This window comes from Candidatus Manganitrophaceae bacterium (genome assembly GCA_016200325.1).
Classification (GTDB): Bacteria; Nitrospirota; Nitrospiria; order SBBL01; family Manganitrophaceae; genus Manganitrophus.
Genome location: JACQEZ010000001.1, coordinates 110,917 through 130,673 on the forward strand (window position 1 = coordinate 110,917; position 19,757 = coordinate 130,673).

Here is a 19,757-nt window from a genome sequence, read left to right on the forward strand (position 1 = left end):
TCGACGGTAAGAGAGGCGCTGTGTCGACTCCGGGGCGTCTCTTATCCGACGCTCTCTTTGCGTCGTTCAAATCGATACGGCAGAAAGACGGTAAAGGTCGATCCCTTTTCGTATTCACTCTCGACCCGGATCTCTCCTTGGAGCAGCTGCACCAGTTCTTTCACGATTGCCAGACCGAGCCCGACCCCCCCGAATTCCCGGGTGGCGCTGGCATCGACTTGATGAAATGCCTCGAAGATTTTGGAAAGGTTTTCCGGCTTGATCCCGATGCCGGTGTCTTGAATTGAAAATTCGACCCCGTTCTTCTCCGGCAGATCCTTTGTTGAAAGGACGATCCCGCCTTGCTTGGAAAACTTGACCGCGTTCGATAGGAAGTTCACGACCACCTGTTTTATTTTTTCAGGGTCGGATTGGATGGTTGGAAAGACCGCAGGCTTGTTAAATTGCACAAAAAGCGATTTTTTCTCGAACAGCGGTTGCATGCCGGACAAGATCCCCTCCATCAGCAGCGGAAGGTCGATGGGGCCGAGGCGGACGGTCATCTTTCCCGATTCGATCCGGGAGAGGTCGAGGACATCATTGACCAGATTTAAAAGGTCATGGGCGTTTCTCTGGATCCCCTGCAGCGGCTCTTTATAGCTTTCGGGGGGCGTGCCGTAGATGTCATCCAGCAGCAGCTCGTTATATCCGATAATGGCATTCAGCGGGGTGCGAAGCTCGTGGGAGACGTTTGAAACGAACTCCGATTTGATCCGATTCGCCTCGAGCGCCTGGATCGTTTTTTTCTTCAGCTCTTCTTCCGCTTCCCGCTGCTGGGTGATATCTTCCGCGATCCCGGCGGTCCGGTAGACCTCGCCCGCTTTGTTTTTAATCGGAAAACTGCGGTCTCGAATCCAGCGAACCGACCGGTCCGGACGGATGACGCGATAGACGATATCGCTCCCTTCTCCCCGAGCCTGCCTTTCCAAATTAGCGATCACCCCCTCCCGGTCTTCAGGGTGGACCGCTTCGACAAACGATTTCGGCTCCTGATAGAGGCTCTCGCAACTCCGGCCCCAGATTTTTTCATAAGCGGGACTGATGTAGAGCATTTCTGATTTGTGTGGATCGGACATCCAAAAGACCTGATGGATATTTTCGGCGAGCTGACGAAACCGATTTTCCGACTCTTTTAATTTTTCTTCCCCCTCTTTTCGTTCGGTGATATCGGTGAGGGTGCCGATGTACCCGACCGGCGCTCCGGTCTCATTCCGCAGGGGAATCGCTCCGCCATAGATCCAGGTCACTTTACCGTAAGGGGTCTGGAAGCGGTATTCGGAGGCAAACTCTTTTCCTTCTTTTGCCGCATCGTACCATTCACGAAAGACCCGCTCCCGATCCTCCGGGTGGAGGGCGCGGGCCCAGCCGGTTCCTTGAGCTTCCTCCGGCCTCATCCCCGCCATCTCGCACCAGCGCTCGTTGACGAAGAGGCAGTGGCCCTGCGTATCGGTCTGAAAAATGCCGACCGGCGCATGGCTCGTCAGGGTCCGAAACCGCAGCTCGCTTGCCCGCAGCGCCGCATCGCGGCTTTGGATCTCATCGAGCATCTCGTTGAACCCCTGCACCAGGAGGCCCAGCTCGTCTTGGCCCTGCTTTGTTGCGCGAATGGTATAGTCTCTCTCCTCCGAAATCGCTTTCGCCGTCCGGACCAGATGAAAAATCGGCTGGGAGATCACCCGTTGAAAGCGAGAGGCGAGGAGGAGCGCCACCAGGGAGGCGGCGACAATGAGGAGGGTGGTGACGGCGATCGATTGCTTCAGCGCCGAGTAGACATCGGTCAGGTCCGACTGGATGTAGACGGTGCCGATTTTTTCATTGCCGAGAAAAATGGAGCGAAAGAGGGTGAGTGAGTTTCGATCAAAGCGGGCGCCGTCCGCTTCGAGCGGAGGTGGTTTAAACTCGGTGACCGGATCCGCCACATAGGTCGAAAAGAGCTGACTGTCTTTCGTATAAATGGCCGCCGCGATCACGTGGGGGTAGGCCGCCAATGCTGATAAGGTCTCTTCTCCCGCTTTGGGATCGTTAAATGTCAGCGCGGCGGTGCTGTTGGTGCCGAGGACCGCGGCCAGGGTGGAGAGATTGTAGGTGAGGTTTTCACGGACTTTGACGAGATGGTAGGTGATCGACGCGGCGCCGGCCAAGATCAATACGATGCTGCTGGTCAACAACGTCAGCAACATCAGCTTCGATTTGATCGATCGATCTTGAAAGCGCAGCATTCTACGTTATTCTAATCCGATCCCGACGTCTTATCTTGGCAGTTTCGAACCGAAGTCCAAGGTCTTGTCCGTGCCGGCCGAGACCTGAGCACTCCCTAACAATCAGAAAAATAGATGGTGCTCCGGGGAGGAACGCTCTGATTCGCTTCCACGGCAGAGGGTATCCGGAAGGGATCCCAGGCGCTGGCGGCAGTCTTTTAAAGGTATCAAATCTCGGGATTGATATCAATCACGTATTACGCACGTATTACACACGTATTACGATGAAAACCGACCCTTGCCAGGCCGGTGGACCGCACCCTGACACCAAAGGGAGCCGTGTGGGGTGGGAACCCCGCTCCCGAACCGAGCGCCTCCGGATGTCCAAACCGACCTCCGCCGAGGTAAAGAAATTCTTCCCTCAGCCCGGCCCCTTGACACTGAAAATCGATTGTTATAACTTACACGGTTGCTGGTTTACGCAAAGGTCAATGAAAGGGTTTATGGCAATATGATCGAGGTCATGCATTTAGGGAAGCGATACGGAGAGGTTGTTGCAATCGATGACGTCAGCTTCAGCGTCCCCAAAGGGGAGATCCTCGCTTTTTTGGGGCCGAACGGCGCCGGGAAGACGACGACCATGCGGATTCTCACCTGTTTTATGCCGGCGACGAGCGGAACGGCCCGGGTGGCCGGTTTTGATATTTTCGAGTCGCCGATGGAGGTGAAGCGGCGGATCGGCTACCTTCCGGAAAATCCGCCGGTCTATCCGGAGCTGACGGTATCGGAATATCTGCGCTTTGTTGCAAAAATAAAAGGGGTGCCGACCGTCCGGGTGAAAGCGGCGCTGGCGTCGGCGCTGGAGAAGTGCAACATCGGCGATGTGGCGAATCGGCTGATCGGGAACCTCTCCCGCGGCTACCGGCAGCGGGTCGGCCTGGCGCAGGCGATGATCCACAACCCGGACGTCTTGATTCTCGATGAGCCGACCGTCGGACTCGATCCGAAGCAGATCATCGAAATACGCGAGCTGATCAAGAACCTCGGCGGCGAGCATACGATTGTTCTCTCCACCCACATCCTCCCCGAAGCGACCGCCGTTTGCCAGAAGGTGGTCATCATCAACCGCGGACGGATCGTCGCCGTCGACTCCCAAGAGCGCCTTTCGGCGCAGGTGCGCAAGTCGGAGAAGATCTCGGTGCGGGTTCGCCGCGGCGAGTCGGTCAATCCGGAGCAGATTTTGTCGATCGCCGGGGTTCATCATCTTCTTCCGCAGCCGGCGAGCGACGGTGAGGGGGCGTTTATCGTGGAGGTGGAGCTCGGCCGCGATGTCCGCGAGGAGCTGGCGCGGCGGGTGGTGGAGAGCGGATGGGGCCTGCTTGAAATGAAGCCGTTGACCGTCAGCCTCGAAGAGGTCTTCCTCCAGTTGACGACCGAAGAGAAGGGGGTCGAAGCAGTGGCCGCACCGGCGCCGACGGAAGGGGTGGTTCTATGAGAAATATTTGGATCCTCGCCGAAAAGGAGCTGAAGCTCTATTTCATCTCGCCGATCGCCTATGTGTTGGCGACGGTTTTTCTGATTATTACCGACTACCTCTTCCAGAGCCAGGTCTTCGCCGTTTCGAGCATCTCGATGCAGATCATGCGCTCGCAGGGAAATCTCCCGCAATTCAATCTTCATGAGGCGCTCTTTCAGCCGATCTTCTTCAGCATGAGCATTATTCTGTTGTTGATCATGCCGTTGCTGACGATGCGGCTTTTCGCGGAGGAGAAGAAGGGGCGGACCTCGGAGCTGTTGATGACCTCGCCGCTGACGATCACCGAGATCGTCCTCGGGAAATTTTTAGCCGCCTGGGTGGTTTATGCGCTGCTGTTGCTCTTAACGATGCACCTGCCGGTGATGATGACCAGCTTTACCCATGTCGCCTGGAAGCCGCTCGCCGCGAGCTACCTGGGGCTGTTGTTAATGGGAGGGGTTTTTCTCTCGATGGGGCTCTTTGCCTCCTCATTGACGGAGAATCAGATCGTCGCTGCCGTGATTTCATTTGGGATTTTGATCGGCTTCTGGTTAATCGGCCTGACCGCGCAGACGGCGGCCGACTCCCCGGTCGGAGAGCTGTTCAGCTATCTCTCCCTGATCGAACACCTTGCCAACTTCGTAAAAGGGTTGATCAACACGCGCGACCTGACCTATTTTATCTCCCTGACGGTCTTGGGGCTGTTCCTCACCCATCGTGTGGTCGAATCGCAGCGATGGAAGTGAGATAAATGGCGATCCGCCGTCCGTACGCAGCGTTCAGCAAATCTTAAAAGGGTTTAAGCTGACCCCGGACGGCAGAGAGCGGATCGCTTCTATTGAGGTTTTAAAATGCGTTTGAAACAGACGTTCAGCATTCTTTCCGGTGTGGCGGGGGTGGGTTGCGGACTGGCCGGTCTCTTTCATTATCTGATCTGGGGAGCACCGCTCTGGGTAACCACGGCGCTCGAGGGGACGGCGCTGCTTCTCCTTACCCTCTTTTTGGTCACCCACTTCGAAATGGTGAAAGACATCTCAACCCGTCGGTCGACCAAATTCGGGGTGAACAGTTTTCTCATGATTGCGATCTTCATCGCCATCCTGTCTATTATCAACTTTATCCTGGCGCGGCATCCGCTCCGGTACGACCTCTCCGGAAGCGGCGCCTTCTCCATCTCCCCTCAGACGGTCAGCGTCCTCAAGAACCTCAAGAATGAGGTGAAGGTAATCGGCTTTTTCCCGGAGCGGAGCAATGTCAAGGGGCAGGCGAAAGACCTCTTTGAAAATTACCGGTATGAGACCGACAAGATCAAATTTGAGATCGTCGATCCCGACAAGAAGCCGACGGTCGCCAAGCAGTATGGGATTACCGAATACGACACGATCGTCCTGGAGTCGGGGGGGCAGAAGGCGACGCTCCGGACCGTCTCCGAGCAGGAGGTGACGGGGGCGCTCATTCGGATCAGCCGCGCGTCGAAGAAGAGCTTCTATTTCGTCGAAGGGCACGGCGAGCACAGCCTCGACGATTTGGAGCGGAACGGCTTTTCTTTCTTGAAAGATTCGTTGGAGAAAGAGGGCTTCGCCGTCAAAAAACTCCTCCTGCTCTCCGAGAAGAAGGTTCCGGACGATGCCGCGGTCGTCGTGATCGGCGGGCCGCAGCGTCCGTTCATCGAAGAGGAGAAGAAAGCGCTCGATGAGTATCTCGCGCGCGGCGGCCGGCTCTTTGCCCTGGTCGACCCGCTGGTGAAAACCGATCTGGAGCCGCTCCTTGCCAAGTGGGGGGTGAAGCTGGAGAATGACCTGATCCTCGATCCCGGATCGAGCTTGAGCGCGGTCGTTCCGATCGTCAACCCCGGCAGCTATCCGCCGCACCCGGTGACCGACCGATTTAACCTCGGCACCTTTTTCCCCCTCTCCCGCTCGGTCAATTTCGATCCCGCTACAGAGGGGACCCTCCGCTTTGAGCCGCTCTTGAAATCGGCGCCGGGAACCTGGCTGACGAAAAGGGTCGAGGGGGATCTGAACATCGATCCGAGCCGCGACAAGCCGGGCCCGATCATCTTCGGGGGGGTGATCCGCTATAAAGACGAGCCGGCCCCCGCCGCCGCGGAGGCCGGAAAGCCCGATCCGAAGAAGATGCGGCTCGTCGTCATCGGAGATGCCGACTTCGCCACCAACGGCGTCGTCCGATCGGCCGGCAACGGCGATCTGTTTCAGAACGTCGTCAGCTGGCTCGCGGAGGAGGGGGACCTCGTCTCCATCCGCTCGCAAGAGGCGCAGAACGGCACCCTGCTGCTGAGCAACCAGCAGCATCGGTTTAATTTCTACAGCTCCGTATTAATCGTTCCTTTGGTGATTTTTTCGATCGGCCTGACGGTGTGGCGGAGGAGGCGCCGGCTGTGAGGTTTAAGGCCACCATCGTCCTCTCTCTCCTCCTTCTGATCCTGGGCGGCTATCTCTACTACATCGAGATCCCCAGCGACCGGAAAAAACAGGAGGCGGAGATCCAACAAAAGCGCCTCTATTCTTTTACCCCGGCGTCCATCACCAACCTGACCATTAAGAATGCCAACGGCGAGACGATCGAGTTTCTTCATGACCCCGACCATCCCGAAGATCCATGGCGTATCACCCGTCCGGTCGAAACGATCGCAAACGATGCCGCCGCCTCGATGCTCGCCTCGCAGCTCGAACGGCTCGAAGCCGGCCGGGTGGTCGAGGAAAAGCCGGAGGCGCTGAAGGAGTTCGGCCTCGACCCCCCGGTTTACTCCGTCATCGTCACGTTGAACCGGGTCGACACCGAGATCCTCGAGGTCGGAAGCGAGAACCTCACCGGGAGCGAAGTCTACGTCCGAAAGGGAGCGGGCACCCCGGTCTATCTGGTCCCCGCCGCGATTAAGAAGTCGCTGAACAAAGATCTCCGGGGCTGGCGGCAGCAGGAGGTCCTCCACTTCGCCTCAACCGACGTAAAGCGGGTGCAGATTGAATCGCCCCGCCAGCAGATCGAAATCGCCCGAGAAGGGGAGGGCTGGCAGATCAAGAAGCCGATCCAGACCAAGGCCGATCCGACCGAGGTCTCGAATCTCCTCGGCAGCCTCTCCAGTCTTCGCGGTGAGGAGTTCATCGATGATCGAAAAGCGGAACGGATGAAAGCATTCGGCCCGCCGATCTTGAAGGTTCGACTTGGGGTCGCCGAGGTGGAGCGGGAGGCCCGCTTTTACAGACTTTCCTCCGAGCCTGAGACGGTTTATGCGGTGACGACCCCGTTTGCTCCGATCTACAAGTTTTCTGCGCAAACCTTAAAGGCGATCGAGGAGCCGGCGGCGACCTACCGGGACAAACGGGTCGTCGATCTCTCCGGCCCGGTGTCGGTCGAGCAGATCTCTATCCGGAAAAAAGGCGGGGCATTGCTGCTGGAGAAAAAAGAGGGGAGCTGGTCGATCCAAGGGACCCCGGCGAAGAAGGTGTCCGATCCGGAGAAGGTCAATGGACTCCTCTCCGAGCTGGCCGACCTTCGGGTCGCCCGTTTTATCGACGCGCCGCCGCCGACCGCGGCGAAGGTCGGTTTAACCGATCCGGAATGGTCAATTCAGCTCAAGGGGAAAGAAGGAAAGCTGTTGGGCGAGGTTGCCCTCGGCCGCGCCGAGGGAAGCGCGCTGTACGCTCAGAGCTATAACCAGCCGGGTCCGTTCTTGGTCAACAAAGAAGACACCGAGCGGCTTCGGCAGGCGGCCGAATCGATCAAAGCCGCCGAAGCGGCGCCCCCGCCACCTGCCGCCGCACCCGCGCCGAAACAGGAAAAAAATCAGCCGCCCGGCTGACGACAGAATCGAACCTTCTTTAAATAATTTTCGCCTTCCCTGCAATCTCAACCAACCCTTCCCGTTTTTTGTGGCGACCCTCTCGAAATTTTTCTTGACTCCGTACCTAGGTACAGGGTGTACTCTCTTTCTTATGGAGCCGTTCACGATCGGAAAATTAGCTCGGTTATCGGGTGTCGGCGTCGAGACGGTCCGCTTCTATGAACGACGGGGACTCATCAAGCAACCTGCCGTTAAAGAGGGATTTAGAAAATACTCCGAGGCGGATGCGCAGCGGATCCGCTTCATCAAGCGGGCGCAAGATCTCGGATTTACGCTCAAGGAGATTAAAGTCCTTCTCGAATTGAACGCCGATCCACGATCGACGTGTGCGGATATAAAAGATCAAACCGAGGCCAAGATGAAGGAGGTGGAGGAGAAGATCCGCGACCTGAAGAAAATGAAAAAGTCTCTTGAGCGCCTTTCCGTCGCCTGTGGTGAAGGGAAGAAGGCGATCGCTCATTGCGAGATTTTGAACTGCTTTGAGCCGGGCTGGAAGTGCGAATAAAAGGAGGAGAACGCAATGCGTATTCATCTGTCCATAAACGTTAAGAATGTCCCGGATTCGGTCCTTTTTTATGAGAAGGTCTTTGGTATGAAGCCGCAAAAACAGACGTCAAGCTATGCGAAGTTTGATTTGAATGATCCGCCGCTGAATTTTTCCATGCAGTCGGGAGAAGGGGCGATCAGCCGGGTTTCTCATTTTGGGATTGAGGTAAGTTCGCCCGATGACGTGATGAAATGGCAGAAAGAGCTCACTGAAAAAGGGTTAGTGAGGCTCGTCGAGAGCGACACGAAGTGTTGTTTCGCCCGCCAGGACAAGGTTTGGTTTACCGATCCCGACGGCAACGAATGGGAGGTCTTTTATGTCCATGAGCAACTTCCCGTCACCGAGAAAATGGAGCAGGCCGCCTGTTGCAGCTAGGTCGGAAAGCGCTCGCCGAATTGATCGGAACGTTTGCCTTGGTCTTCGCCGGCTGCGGGAGTCTGATGGTGATTGAGCGAATGCCGGGCGCGCTTCTCCCTTCCGCGGTTCCGGTCGTCTTCGGGCTGGTCGTCGCCTGCATGATCTACGCGGTCGGCCATATCAGCGGGGCCCATTTTAATCCGGCGGTCACCCTCGCTTTCTCGGTCGCAAGGCATTTTCCGATCGCCGAGGTGCCGGCCTACTGGTTGGCGCAGATCGTCGGAGCGGTTCTCGCCTCTTCCCTGCTGGACGCACTCCTGCCGGTTGGAGCCCTTTATGGCGCGACCGTGCCCCGGCTCGGGACGCTTCCGTCATTGGGGATGGAGTGGGTCCTCTCTTTTTTTCTGATGTTCGTCATCATCGCGGTGGCGACCGATTCTCGATCGGAGGGAACGATGGCGGGTGTTGCGATCGGAGGCATCGTCACAGTGTGCGCCTATGTGGGCGGGCCGCTGACCGGCGCCTCGATGAATCCCGCCCGGTCGCTGGCTCCCGCTCTATTCGAGCATCGATTGGACGTGCTCTGGATTTATATCGTCGGGCCGGCGGTTGGAACCACCGCCGCAGCACTGACCTATGAGTGGGTGCGCTGCTATCCCGAATCTAAAAATGCGAAGGGGTGTTGCTGAGATGAAGATCCTCTTTCTCTGCGTCGGTAACTCGGCGCGGAGTCAGATGGCGGAAGGGCTCGCGAAAGAAATCTTTAGAGTGCGGGCCGAGATTCGGAGCGCCGGCTCGCAGCCGGGTGAAAAGGTTCAACCCGATGCGATCGAGGTCATGAAGGAGGTTGGGATCGACCTTTCTGCGCATCGTCCGAAGTCAATCGATGCGCTTCCGCCGGCCTTCCTCGCTGCGCTTGATTATGTCATCACCCTCTGTGCCGAAGAGATCTGTCCGGTCGTTCCGTCTCAGAAGGCCCAACGGCTTCATTGGCCGATTCCGGACCCGGTTTCCATCGGAGAGACGGAAGAAGCAGCACGACAGGCCTTTCGGACGGCCCGCGACCGGATTAAGGAGCGGTTGATGGCCTTTGCAAAAAACGCCGATGGGTGACTGCTATTTTTTCAGCTTCTCCAGATACTGTTTGCGGACCTTCGCCACCTTCGGCTCGATCACCACCCGGCAGTAGGGCTGGTCGGCGTTGTTCTTGTAATACTCTTGGTGATACTCTTCCGCAGGGTAGAGTTTCTCAAGCGGCGTCACCTCGGTGACGATCGGCGCGCTCCAAATCCCCTTCGCGGTGAGTTCTTTGATCACCTGCTCGGCCGTCGCTTTTTGCTCGGGGGTCTCATAAAAAACGGCGGAGCGGTACTGCGTCCCCTCATCGGCCCCCTGGCGGTTTAACGTCGTCGGGTCGTGGATCGTAAAGTAGATCTCGAGGAGCTCACGGAAAGAGATCGTCTTCGGATCGAACGTCACCTGAACCACCTCGGCATGTCCCGTCGTGCCGCTGCAGACCTGGCGATAGGTCGGGTGGTCGATCGCTCCGCCGGTGTAACCCGACACCACTTTTTCGACCCCCTTCAAATCGGCAAAAACCGCTTCAAGACACCAGAAGCAGCCGCCGCCGAGGGTGGCGTTTTCTCTTCCGGGTGTATCGCCCTGATTCGTAGCCATCGCGCATTCCTTTCATTTAAGCGTGGTCTCTCCCTTATCTTGCCAGAGGGAGAGCGCCTTTTCCAGGGGGTGGCAGAAAAGGGACGGCCGCGTCGCTTTAGGATCCCTCCAGCCGTCCGAGGAGCGCGACCTCCAAAAGATAGATCCGATCATTGGAGCCCCAGGTGGACAAGAGGCGGAGCTTGAGGTACTTCGCTTTCACCTCCGGAAAGTGAAATTCTTGGTAAGGATGCTCGAAGAGCTTGAGGTTCTGCGTCTGAAATTTTCCGATCGATTTAAATGTGCCGGTGGGGGAGTCGTTTCCGCTCAGCAGCTCGAACTCCTTTACATTGCCGGGATCGGTCTTGCTGATGTAGATGCCGAACTGATCGAAAAGGGCTGCGTGGTTGTCCTTGAATCCATAGACCGCCTCTTCTTTGATGTTGCAGAAACAATAGCTTGTTTCGTCGCCATCGGCGGTCGCGCGCCATGACTCACCGGCCGCCGCCACCAGCTTTCCCCCATTCTGAGGCGCCAGCAGATTCGTTTTCTCCGCGGCGGGGAGTTCTTTTTTTGATCGATTGGTTTGAGAGGAGGCGGACCCGGCGCCGGCCTGCAGATCCCCACCCTGTTTCAAGGAGGGGGCCGGAGGGTTTTCCGAGGGGGGCGCCGCCGGTTTGGCGGTTTCGAGCGCCGTCTGAGGAGTCGGTTTCTCGGTCCGCTCGAGAAAACCGGCTTGGTTCAGGGCGGCCACCAGGCCGGCCGTCGCGGTCAGGACCCCGGCGGCGGCGGTGAGAATGCCGGGGAGCGTATACCAAAATCCTTTTTCTTTTGACTCATCGGTCATGATAAGGAGCCTCGGTCGGTCCTGGGAAAGACAAATGTTTCCCCGGTCCGGTCTTTGTATATTCGAAATTTCAAGCAGAGTCAATCGATTTCAAAACGAACCCTCCGTTCCACCTTCCTTTATCGCCGCTCTTTTTGTCAACCCCCTTTCAGGCGAAGCAAGGGGGTCTCTTCTTCCATCTTGCGGTGATTTAGCCACTCTTTGTATAATGAGCTTAGGATCTCACAGCGTTCAAGCGGCCGCCCCTATCGATGTTCCCTGCAATCGATCGAAACGCAGCTCCTTGTCCCCTCCAACCCCGGCCTCATCGGGAAGTCATGTCACTCAGGAGAATGATTTTTGACCCCTTCTAAAGCCATTCTGATCGGCGCGCTTGTCTTGATGGTGCTCTACACCGCGCCCGTTTTTATGTCCGAAGTGGGAGGGGGGTCTCAGACCCTCGTCCTCTATGGATTCAGCATTTTGGAAGAGGTGATGTCGTCAGGTATCCTTCCGGCTTTCCAGGCAAAGTGGAAGCAAGAGACCGGAGAGCCGATCCGCTTCTACACCTCCTTCTCAGGCTCGGGAACGGTGATGAACCAGATCCGGTTCGGCGCGCCGGCCGACGTGGCCATCTTCGCTCACACCCTGGATGCCTACCGGCTGAAAGAAGCGGGGTTGATCCGGAGCGATTGGACCGCCGAGCCCCACCAAGGGATCGTCAATCGGACCCCGATTGTTCTGATTGTCCGGCCGGGAAATCCAAAGGGGCTGCAAAGTTTCGACGACCTCCGGCGCCCGGGGATCGGGATCGTCCACCCCGATCCGCAGACGTCGGGCGGGGCGCTCTGGGCGCTGTTGGCGGAATATGGCGCGTTTGCCCTCCCTGCGGGGGGAGACCGCACCTCGGCGCACGATGGGATGGTCGATCTCTGGAAAAATGTCATCGTCCTCGGCGCGTCGGCCCGGGCGGCCCGGACCCAATTCGAAATGGGGTTCGGCGATGTCTTGATTACCTATGAACAAGAGGCGGTCAAAGATCTCTTGCGGGGCCGATTCAAATATGGGCTGGCGGTGCCGGAGCGGACGATCTACAGCGAGCACCCGGCGGTGGTCATCGACCGAAACGTGACCCCGGCGAAAGGGCGTCTGATTCGGGCGTTTCTCGATTTTCTCTGGACCGAGGAGGCGCAGCGGATTTTCGTGAAATACGGTTTCCGCTCGGTCACCGACGATCGGCTGAATGAGGAGAACCACTATTTTTCCAGAGTGGCGTCCCCCTTTACCGTTGCCGATCTGGGGGGATGGAATCGGGCTTATTCCGAGATTGTCGAGGGGCTTTGGCGGAAAGAGATTCTGGAGGAGGTACACCGATGATCGATGCCGATACCTCGCGCGGGGCTCGCGTTCGTGTCCGTTTCCCCTGGCGCGGGCTGATTATCTCGGCGCTCTTTTTCGTCTTGTTTCCGCTGTTGATCATGCCGATCGGCGCTATTTTCCTCTTCGCCACCCGCGACGGGCTCGGCCGGTTCATTCACGCCCTCTCCGGCGAGGGGGCGCAGTTCGCCCTTCGACTGAGTCTCTTCACCGCCTTGGTGACGAGTTTGGTGAACTCGGTCTTGGGGACACTGACCGCTTATATCTTTGCCAACTATCGCTTCCCGGCGAAGCGGCCGCTCGGGATTTTAATCAATCTTCCGGTTGCGATCCCGACCGTCGTGGTCGGAACGTCGCTGCTCCTTCTCTGGGGACCGATCGGCATCGTCGGGCGCTACCTCGATCCGTTGGGCTTCCGGCCGATGTTTGCGATCGCCGGCATCTTAATGGCGCATGTCTTTGTCACCTTTCCCTACATGCTCGGGGCGGTGAAGCCGGTGTTGGATGAGCTGGAGGTGACTTACGAAGAGGCCGCTTACACAATGGGGGCAGGCCGGTTGAAGACCTTCTGGTATGTAATCCTCCCTTCCTTAAAGGGGGCGCTTTTTACCGGCACCCTTTTGACCTTCGCCCACTCGCTGGGGGAGTTCGGGGCGACGGTGATGGTCTCCGGAAATCTGCGGCTTCGGACCCAGACGGCGCCGCTCTATATCTTTTCCCAATTCGAGGCGGGAAATATCGAAGCGGCCAACGCGGTGGCGGCGGTCCTCGCGATTTTCTCGTTCGTGATCTTTTTTATCCTCCTCCGGGTGACGGAGGTGGAGGCGTCGGAGGAGAATGGATGAAGCCTCCGGTCCGCGGCTTGAGGGTCGAACCGTTTTATCAATCGAAGGGAAGCGCGAAGGGAAGCGATGTCGATCACCCTTAAAGATATCCTCAAAAAATATGGGGAGCAGACAATCGTCGAAAATGTCACGCTGGAGATCTTTCCCGGCGAGCTCTTTGTCCTGCTCGGCGCCAGCGGCAGCGGCAAGACGACGCTGCTGAGAATGATCGCAGGGCTGGTCCACCCCGATCGCGGGGAGATCTTCCTGCAGGGGACAATGGTCAATGATATGACCCCGCAGGAGCGGAACGTCGGCTTCGTCTTTCAAAATTATTCCCTCTTCCGCCACATGACGATCGCCGAGAATATCGGCTTCGGGCTTCGCTTGCGGCGGATCCCCAAGAAAAGCCGCGACGAGAAGATCCGGCACCTGCTCGATCTGATCGGGCTGCCCGGTTTCGGCGGCCGTTTCCCCTCGCAGCTCTCCGGAGGCCAGCAGCAGCGGGTGGCGGTGGCACGGGCGCTCGCCTATGAGCCCCAGGTGCTGTTGTTAGACGAGCCGTTCGGTGCGCTCGATCTGAAAACGAGGGTACAGCTTCGACAAAGCTTCAAGCAGATCCAGCGGCAGCTCGGCGTGACAACGGTGCTGGTGACGCACGATCAGACCGACGCGTTCGAGCTTGGCGATCGGATCGGGATCATGGACCGTGGAAAGCTCCTCGCCCTCGGCGCCCCGACCGAGGTCTACAAGCGTCCCAAATCGGAATATGTCGCCCAATTTCTCGGCGCCTCGAATTTTTTCACAGGTGTGATGCAGGAGCGGAATATCCAAATTGGATCGGCCTTTCTCCCCCTGCCGGAGGGGATGGCCCCTCCCGACAAAGGGGAGCGGGTCCAGGTGTTGATCCGGCCGGAAGAGTTCGAATTGGCGACCCAGCGGGACGAGATTCGGGGCTCCTTTTTGGGAGAGGGGGAGGTCCGCGAGTGTCTCTTTGTCGGCGCCCATTATCGAATGACGGTGCACGTTCCGGGAATCGTCCGCTCCATCACCGGCGGCTTCGGCGACAACGACCCGACCTCGCTGTTTGTCCAGATGGGCCTGGGCCAGAGCCAGAGCGGCTGTCCCAACCAACCGGGGGAGAAGGTGGTCGTGGGGGTCCGCGCTTTTCACATTCTCCCTTATCAAGGGCTGCGTATTTTGGTGGCGATCGATGGGTCGGAGCATGGCGAGTATGCGCTGCACTTCGCCGTCTATTTGGCGAAGAAAACGCAAGGGGCATTGACGATTGTCGGGGTGGCGGAGCGTTTTCTCGAGGAGACGAAGGCGCGGGAGGGGCTGACCCAGGCCAATCAGCGGGTCCAGAAGGAGCTGCAGGAGGTGACGACCGCCTACCGTCGGGGGCATCCCGCCGAGGAGATTCTCAACGAGACGGAGCAGAACCGCTACGACTTGGTTATTCTGGGAACGCGCGGCCGCCACGCGCCAAGCCGATTTCTCGGATCGACCGCCGCGCGGGTCTCGGTCAATTCACCAACCCCGGCGCTGATCACGCCGACCCCTTTTCAGGAGATCAAAAAGATCCTGATCTGTATCGCCGGGGAGCGGGTTCGCAAGTCGGATGTCCGGTTCATCGGGAGGATCGCTCGGAGCACCGGCGCCGCCGTTACCCTCTTTCATGTTCATTCCGACAACGAAGGGAAAGATGAGAAAGATGTGACCCGTTATCTTCAGGATGTCATGCGAATTCTGCAGAGCCTCGGCCTGCCGGTGGAGATGAAGATGGGGGAGGGAGAAATTGTCGGCATGATTTTACATGAGGCGGTGGAGGGGAACCATGATCTGTTGATCCTCGGCACCCGCGTCGGCAACCTCCGCGAAGCCTTCATGACCAACAGCATCACCAACCAGGTGCTGTCACAGGTCGACCGTCCGGTATTGATTCTCCACATTCGCCCGCCGATGTAAGTGAACAGGACCGCCTTAAAGTGGAACGCCATGATAAGCAAGTGCATACGCGTCAACAATGAGGTAATCAACATGATGTGTTGAACAATGCGAGCAATTCTTTGAAGTCGGGCTCGCCTCCATGATATTGCCTCCTCAATGGTTCGACCGTGGAAGCGCGCGCGGTGCGCCTTCAAAGAGACAGCGGCGATCTTTCCCCCCTTCAAAAGTGAGGCGTAGCCGATGATCGCATTGAGCGGCGTTCTGATTTCGTGGGAGGCCATCGACAGAAATTCGGATTTGACGCGGCTTGCCGCTTCGGCCTCCTCTGTTTTCTGCTTCAGCACCTCTCCACCCGGACCCGCTCCGAGATATCGACCATTAATCCCCGCAGGCAAACGGGCTGATCCCCTTCCTCCAAGAGGCTGGCGAGATTTCGAATCCAGGTCGTCCGTCCGTCGGCCGCGATCATTCGATATTCCAAATCAACCCCTGTTTTTTCAGAGACCCCCTTTTCCCACTGGGAGATTGCGTTTTCCAAATCGTCGGGGAAAATATGATCTTTCCAAAAATTGGGATCGTCCAGCCAGAGGTCGACCGGGTAGCCCAAGAGCCGCTCCGCCTGCTTACTGACGAAGCGGAAGCGGAATGTCTCGGCTTCCGCTTCCCAAACGATTCCTTCAATCGAATTGACCAGGGCGTGATATCGCTCTTGAGATCGCTTAATCGCTTCGGCCGCCTCCCTTTGCGCGGTCATGTCGACCGAGAGGCCGCGGAACATCGCCGTTCCCCCTATTTCACGGATGGGGCGGATGCCGGTATGAAACCAGACGGTCCGGCCGTCCGCCGCGATCATCCGATGGTCACACCGCTGGTCGGTTCCCTCTTCCAGGGCGTTTTCAAATAGGCCGAGGACCCGTTGGCAGTCTTCCGGATGGAGCTTGTCTTGCCAAAATTTTGGATCGGTGTACCACTCCTGGAGCGGATAGCCGAGCAAGAGCTCCGCTCGTCGACTGACGAAGGTAAATTGGAAGCTCTCCGCCCCCATCTCCCAGACCATCGTGCTGTCCAACCCCTCGACGATGTCGCGATAGCGTTGCTCGGCCTGCTCCGCTTGCGTACACGCGCGGCGCTCCTTCTCCAACGGAGTGGTGGAGTCAGACCGATCTTTTGGAGGTTTTTTCAAAGGCCTGGCCGTGCGCCGTGGCGTCTTTTTCTTGTTTGCTTTATTTCTATCGCCGGGGGTCATACTCACTTTTATAGAGCGCGCGCGCTGAATAACGCAACGAAAGAACCATTATGGGAATAATTTGAGGGTTGAATCGATGAAGTTGAAGCAGAAGATTTAACGAAAAATTTACGCCGGTTGAATACCGAAACGGCGAAGGGATGGTATTATAGTCGTGGCGAAGAACTCCGCCCTCTCATGAAGAGAGCATTAAAAACCAATAAATAAGGAGAAAGAGAGAATGAATGAGCAGTTTTTACATTATGCCTTTCCAATTATGATTGTTTTGGCTTTTGTCAATTTTCTCTGGGCCTGGATGTTGACGGCGGTGGCACCGCCCCGGCCCGCGGAAGAGCATCGTATTTCGGGTCAGGCCAATCCTGAATGGCGCGCGCTCGATGCCGGGCCTGAGGGGATTCGAATCAACCTGATCGAGAAGGTGAACCAACAAACCGAGGCAGTTCAATAAAAATGAAAATTCAAAAGCGTCTTTGGAGATCAAGCCAGCCTCTCAGCGGCTTGATCTCCTCCAGACATCGGATTCCACTTGCCGCGCTCCTCGACCCCACCTCCGGCTGCTTCTTGTGCCGTGGTGCACGCTTCATCTGCTAATCGAAAATTTCTCCGCCATCGATTCTTCGCTTCACCTTCCCGCGGTCTAAGGGATGATCCTCGCCGGGGAGAATGGTCCCGTCGACCGAATACGGTCCGATCTCGCTCCAGGTCCCTTTCTTCGGGGTGTCGACATATTCCATCCCGAGGATCGCCTTGGCGCTTTTGTAGCCGTATTTAAAAGGGATGATGAGCCGGAGTGGAAAGCCGTGCTCGTCGGAGAGCGGCCGGCCGTTCATGGTGTGGACGAGGAGGACCCGCTCCTGAAGAAGCTCTGCGCGCGAGAGGTATTCGGTGTAGCCGTCGCCGCAGCGGAAGAGAATGCCGACCGCTTCGGGCCCGGGGTGAGCGAGCTTTTCCAGCTCCGACAGATGAAACCCGCTCCATTCGGCTTTGTTCGACCAGCACTCCACACATTTGATCCGCGAGACCTGCGATGTTCCCGGTAACGCTTTGACTTCTCCAAGGGTGAGCGTCTGGGGCGCTTCGCAGCGCCCGCCGACCTTCAGCCGCCACGCCGCCCCGTCGATCCGCTTGAACGATTTATAATACTGGATATAGAAGTCTTTATACTCCCCCTCGCGGGTTTTGCCGACATAGTCGGAGTTGCTCCAGAAGGTGATCGCCTCGGCCCGTCCGCGTGAGGTGACGAGCGAGAGTACAAAGCCGGCCGTGCCGAGCAGGGCCTTCTTGAGAAAAGCTCTTCGGCCAAACGGCCTCAGCGCGCGCATCGGAATCCCAAAAAGATATAACGGTTTTCCGGATCAATGATGATCCGATCGAATACCTTGCTGTATTCATAGTCGAGGTGAAGGTTCCAGAGCCCGCCGTGCGCCACCTTCTTTCCACCTTCCTCTCCCGCCGTCCACTCCCAAACCGAGGAGGCCATCTCCAACACGCCGTATGGAGAGCGGTCTTTGTAATTGAACCCGACCTTCCTTTTGATCATGCCGGAGATCGACGGATGCGCCGCCGTCCGGAGCGGCGTGTTCCCCCAGGGATAGATCCGCCCGTCGGTCCCGCTGGCCGCCTTTTCCCACTCCGCTTCGGTCGGAAGGCGTTTCTCTAATTGTCGACAATACGCAGTTGCCTCCTCCCAGCTGACGGAGCTCACCGGATGGTCGTCGGCCCCGCTCGGATAGGTGTGCGCCGGGAAGCGTTTTTGAAAATCCCGATTGCTCACTTCGACCCGGTCGATAAAGAAGGCATCGATCGCCCTCTCGCGATCGGTTCCGCCGGACGCAGCGCCCTCTCCGAAAAGAAAAGGGCCGGCCGGGATTTGGATCATCTCCTCGGCATGAAGACCGTGCGTCGGGAGAAGGAGCAAAAAACCGAAAATAAAAACGAAAAGGGATCTCTTCATCAACCGATCTCCGCGCCTGATCATATCATTTTTGATCCAAATTTATAAGTTCTGCCCCTTCCATGGTTTGAACGGTTTGCTACTGTTTCGGAATAAAAAGTGATTGCAACGGCCATTATTAATAAGGTATACAGAATGTTAGCTGGCGTGTCCGCTCTAGGGAGGAAATCAAAAGGGAGGGGCAAACATGGGAGGCATCTCTACAGCGCTTGTTTTCGGAGAAATCGGTCTGGTCCGGAGCCTCGGCGAGGCCGGGATAAAGGTGATCGCAGCCGGAACCGATGCGTACCGGGCGGCTTATGCCTCCCGCTATGTCGATGAGGCCATGGTTTTCCCCTCCTATGCGTCGCCGGCGTTTGTCGAGAAGCTGCTCCAAGTAGGGCGAAAATTTAAGGAGAAACCGGTCCTTTTGACCGACAACGACAAGCCGATTCTCGCCTTCTCCCGGCATCGGAAAGACCTCTCGGAGTTTTACCGCTTTCTCCTCCCCGATGAAGCGCTCATTGAAGATCTCGTCGATAAGCGGCGCTTTTCCCTCTTGGCCGAAAGACACCCCCTGCCGGTCCCCCGCACCTTTCTTCCCGCGACGGTGGAAGATCTGAAAGAGATCGCCGATCGGATCGCCTATCCCTGTATCCTCAAGCCGGCCCATCAAGATATCTGGAAAAACGATGCGATCGTGAATCGGCTGTTCAAGGGCCGCTACAAAAAAGCCATCCGCTTTAACGATCCGGCGGCGCTGGTTGCGCTTTATGAGCAGCTCCATCCGATTTCGCCGGAGATGATCGTGCAGGAGTTTGTAGAAGGGCGCGACGAGCAGCTTTATGACGTCCATGCGTATCTCAATGAGCATTCGGAGGTGCTCGCCTGTTTCGTCGGACGGAAGCTTCGGACCAGTCCGATCCATTTCGGCATGGGCTGTTACACGGTCGGCGTGATCGACAAAGAGATCGAAACGGTCGCTTTAGCGGCGTTGCGCCGCATCGGGTACAAAGGGATCGCGGCGATGAATTTGAAGCGGGATCCGAGGAACGGTGCGATCAAAATTCTGGAGATCAATCCCCGCTGCAGTCTGTGGAACTATTTGGCTTCCCGCAGCGGCGTCAACATCCCCGCGCTCGCCTGTGCAGACTCCATAGGACAGTCTTGGAAAATCCAAAATCCCCATCGGGTGGGGCTGCATTGGTGGAATATGAAGGAAGATCTAAAGTCGATGATGGAGTATCGGCGGGTCGGAGAGTGGACGATGGGGCGGTGGGTCCGGTCCCTTCTAGACAAAAAGGTCTGCCATGTTTTTTCCTGGCGAGACCCGGCGCCGGCGCTTTATAGTTTTTTGGAGTTTATGCGAAGTCGTTTAAAACATTTTATCAAAATAAACAGAATGTAAATAGTATCTCCCTCCAGA

Annotated in this window: 19 protein-coding genes; 13 read left to right on the forward strand and 6 right to left on the reverse strand. The window is 57.3% G+C overall.

Features of this window, described 5'->3' with window-relative positions; translation table 11 throughout:
* Positions 1-41: 41 nt before the first annotated feature.
* A complete protein-coding gene (locus HY282_00520) occupies positions 42-2,258 on the reverse strand; it encodes a PAS domain-containing protein (protein MBI3802230.1) in 2,217 nt (738 codons plus the stop codon).
* 490 nt (positions 2,259-2,748) lie between these two features.
* Between HY282_00520 and HY282_00525 the strand changes: the two genes are divergently transcribed.
* From HY282_00525 to HY282_00560, 8 genes are all read left to right on the forward strand, one after another.
* Positions 2,749-3,732: an ATP-binding cassette domain-containing protein gene (locus HY282_00525; GenBank protein MBI3802231.1), complete on the forward strand. Its 984-nt coding sequence runs from the start codon at positions 2,749-2,751 to the stop codon at positions 3,730-3,732.
* Positions 3,729-4,499 (forward strand): ABC transporter permease subunit, encoded by a 771-nt coding sequence (locus tag HY282_00530; protein ID MBI3802232.1) that lies wholly within the window; start codon positions 3,729-3,731, stop codon positions 4,497-4,499. Before HY282_00525 ends, HY282_00530 begins: the two co-directional genes overlap by 4 nt.
* A gap of 105 nt (positions 4,500-4,604) precedes the next feature.
* A complete protein-coding gene (locus tag HY282_00535) occupies positions 4,605-6,155 on the forward strand; it encodes a GldG family protein (GenBank protein ID MBI3802233.1) in 1,551 nt (516 codons plus the stop codon).
* Complete coding sequence (locus HY282_00540) at positions 6,152-7,573, forward strand: DUF4340 domain-containing protein (GenBank protein MBI3802234.1); 1,422 nt, start codon at positions 6,152-6,154, stop codon at positions 7,571-7,573. Before HY282_00535 ends, HY282_00540 begins: the two co-directional genes overlap by 4 nt.
* 133 nt (positions 7,574-7,706) lie before the next feature.
* Entirely contained in the window at positions 7,707-8,120 is a 414-nt protein-coding gene (locus tag HY282_00545) for a MerR family DNA-binding protein (GenBank protein MBI3802235.1), read from the forward strand.
* A gap of 15 nt (positions 8,121-8,135) precedes the next feature.
* Positions 8,136-8,537, forward strand: a complete 402-nt coding sequence (locus HY282_00550; GenBank protein MBI3802236.1) for a VOC family protein — start codon at positions 8,136-8,138, stop codon at positions 8,535-8,537.
* Positions 8,525-9,208 (forward strand): aquaporin, encoded by a 684-nt coding sequence (locus tag HY282_00555; GenBank protein MBI3802237.1) that lies wholly within the window; start codon positions 8,525-8,527, stop codon positions 9,206-9,208. The genes HY282_00550 and HY282_00555 overlap by 13 nt, the downstream gene beginning before the upstream one ends.
* Position 9,209: 1 nt before the next feature.
* Positions 9,210-9,632 carry an arsenate reductase ArsC gene (locus tag HY282_00560; GenBank protein MBI3802238.1) on the forward strand — a complete coding sequence of 141 codons (423 nt, stop codon included), beginning with the start codon at positions 9,210-9,212 and terminating at the stop codon, positions 9,630-9,632.
* Positions 9,633-9,635: 3 nt separating this feature from the next.
* On the opposite strand, the gene msrA is transcribed toward HY282_00560, so the two are convergent.
* Positions 9,636-10,196 (reverse strand): peptide-methionine (S)-S-oxide reductase MsrA, encoded by a 561-nt coding sequence (msrA, locus tag HY282_00565; protein MBI3802239.1) that lies wholly within the window; start codon positions 10,194-10,196, stop codon positions 9,636-9,638.
* A 97-nt stretch (positions 10,197-10,293) separates the two neighbouring features.
* A complete protein-coding gene (locus tag HY282_00570) occupies positions 10,294-11,022 on the reverse strand; it encodes a hypothetical protein (protein MBI3802240.1) in 729 nt (242 codons plus the stop codon).
* A gap of 339 nt (positions 11,023-11,361) precedes the next feature.
* On the opposite strand from HY282_00570, the gene HY282_00575 reads away from it, so the two are divergent.
* The 3 genes from HY282_00575 (at position 11,362) to HY282_00585 (ending at position 15,170) form a co-directional block, all read left to right on the forward strand.
* On the forward strand, positions 11,362-12,378 hold the full coding sequence (locus HY282_00575; protein MBI3802241.1) for a substrate-binding domain-containing protein: 1,017 nt from the start codon (positions 11,362-11,364) through the stop codon (positions 12,376-12,378).
* Positions 12,375-13,223: an ABC transporter permease subunit gene (locus HY282_00580; protein ID MBI3802242.1), complete on the forward strand. Its 849-nt coding sequence runs from the start codon at positions 12,375-12,377 to the stop codon at positions 13,221-13,223. Before HY282_00575 ends, HY282_00580 begins: the two co-directional genes overlap by 4 nt.
* A 66-nt stretch (positions 13,224-13,289) precedes the next feature.
* Positions 13,290-15,170, forward strand: coding sequence for a universal stress protein (locus HY282_00585; GenBank protein MBI3802243.1), 1,881 nt, complete (start codon positions 13,290-13,292; stop codon positions 15,168-15,170).
* Between the two features lie 319 nt (positions 15,171-15,489).
* Here the strand turns inward: HY282_00585 and HY282_00590 are convergent, their stop codons facing one another.
* Entirely contained in the window at positions 15,490-16,335 is an 846-nt protein-coding gene (locus HY282_00590; GenBank protein ID MBI3802244.1) for a PAS domain-containing protein, read from the reverse strand.
* A gap of 283 nt (positions 16,336-16,618) precedes the next feature.
* On the opposite strand from HY282_00590, the gene HY282_00595 reads away from it, so the two are divergent.
* Positions 16,619-16,846, forward strand: a complete 228-nt coding sequence (locus tag HY282_00595; protein MBI3802245.1) for a hypothetical protein — start codon at positions 16,619-16,621, stop codon at positions 16,844-16,846.
* A gap of 139 nt (positions 16,847-16,985) precedes the next feature.
* Here HY282_00595 and HY282_00600 read toward each other — a convergent pair whose 3' ends face one another.
* Positions 16,986-17,720, reverse strand: a complete 735-nt coding sequence (locus HY282_00600) for a molybdopterin-dependent oxidoreductase (GenBank protein MBI3802246.1) — start codon at positions 17,718-17,720, stop codon at positions 16,986-16,988.
* Positions 17,708-18,352 (reverse strand): SUMF1/EgtB/PvdO family nonheme iron enzyme, encoded by a 645-nt coding sequence (locus HY282_00605; protein MBI3802247.1) that lies wholly within the window; start codon positions 18,350-18,352, stop codon positions 17,708-17,710. The genes HY282_00600 and HY282_00605 overlap by 13 nt, the downstream gene beginning before the upstream one ends.
* A 187-nt stretch (positions 18,353-18,539) precedes the next feature.
* Here HY282_00605 and HY282_00610 point away from each other — a divergent pair, with 187 nt between their 5' ends.
* Positions 18,540-19,739 (forward strand): hypothetical protein, encoded by a 1,200-nt coding sequence (locus tag HY282_00610; protein ID MBI3802248.1) that lies wholly within the window; start codon positions 18,540-18,542, stop codon positions 19,737-19,739.
* The last annotated feature ends 18 nt before the right edge of the window (positions 19,740-19,757 follow it).

Coding starts and splice junctions, on each gene's coding strand:
- HY282_00600 (MBI3802246.1), bottom strand. CDS start 17,720: ATGCGCGCGCTGAGGCCGTTTGGCCGAAGAGCTTTTCTCAAGAAGGCC.
- HY282_00560 (MBI3802238.1), top strand. CDS start 9,210: ATGAAGATCCTCTTTCTCTGCGTCGGTAACTCGGCGCGGAGTCAGATG.
- msrA (MBI3802239.1), bottom strand. CDS start 10,196: ATGGCTACGAATCAGGGCGATACACCCGGAAGAGAAAACGCCACCCTC.
- HY282_00525 (MBI3802231.1), top strand. CDS start 2,749: ATGATCGAGGTCATGCATTTAGGGAAGCGATACGGAGAGGTTGTTGCA.
- HY282_00520 (MBI3802230.1), bottom strand. CDS start 2,258: ATGCTGCGCTTTCAAGATCGATCGATCAAATCGAAGCTGATGTTGCTG.
- HY282_00585 (MBI3802243.1), top strand. CDS start 13,290: ATGTCGATCACCCTTAAAGATATCCTCAAAAAATATGGGGAGCAGACA.
- HY282_00550 (MBI3802236.1), top strand. CDS start 8,136: ATGCGTATTCATCTGTCCATAAACGTTAAGAATGTCCCGGATTCGGTC.
- HY282_00530 (MBI3802232.1), top strand. CDS start 3,729: ATGAGAAATATTTGGATCCTCGCCGAAAAGGAGCTGAAGCTCTATTTC.
- HY282_00610 (MBI3802248.1), top strand. CDS start 18,540: ATGGGAGGCATCTCTACAGCGCTTGTTTTCGGAGAAATCGGTCTGGTC.
- HY282_00605 (MBI3802247.1), bottom strand. CDS start 18,352: ATGAAGAGATCCCTTTTCGTTTTTATTTTCGGTTTTTTGCTCCTTCTC.
- HY282_00535 (MBI3802233.1), top strand. CDS start 4,605: ATGCGTTTGAAACAGACGTTCAGCATTCTTTCCGGTGTGGCGGGGGTG.
- HY282_00595 (MBI3802245.1), top strand. CDS start 16,619: ATGAATGAGCAGTTTTTACATTATGCCTTTCCAATTATGATTGTTTTG.
- HY282_00545 (MBI3802235.1), top strand. CDS start 7,707: ATGGAGCCGTTCACGATCGGAAAATTAGCTCGGTTATCGGGTGTCGGC.
- HY282_00580 (MBI3802242.1), top strand. CDS start 12,375: ATGATCGATGCCGATACCTCGCGCGGGGCTCGCGTTCGTGTCCGTTTC.
- HY282_00570 (MBI3802240.1), bottom strand. CDS start 11,022: ATGACCGATGAGTCAAAAGAAAAAGGATTTTGGTATACGCTCCCCGGC.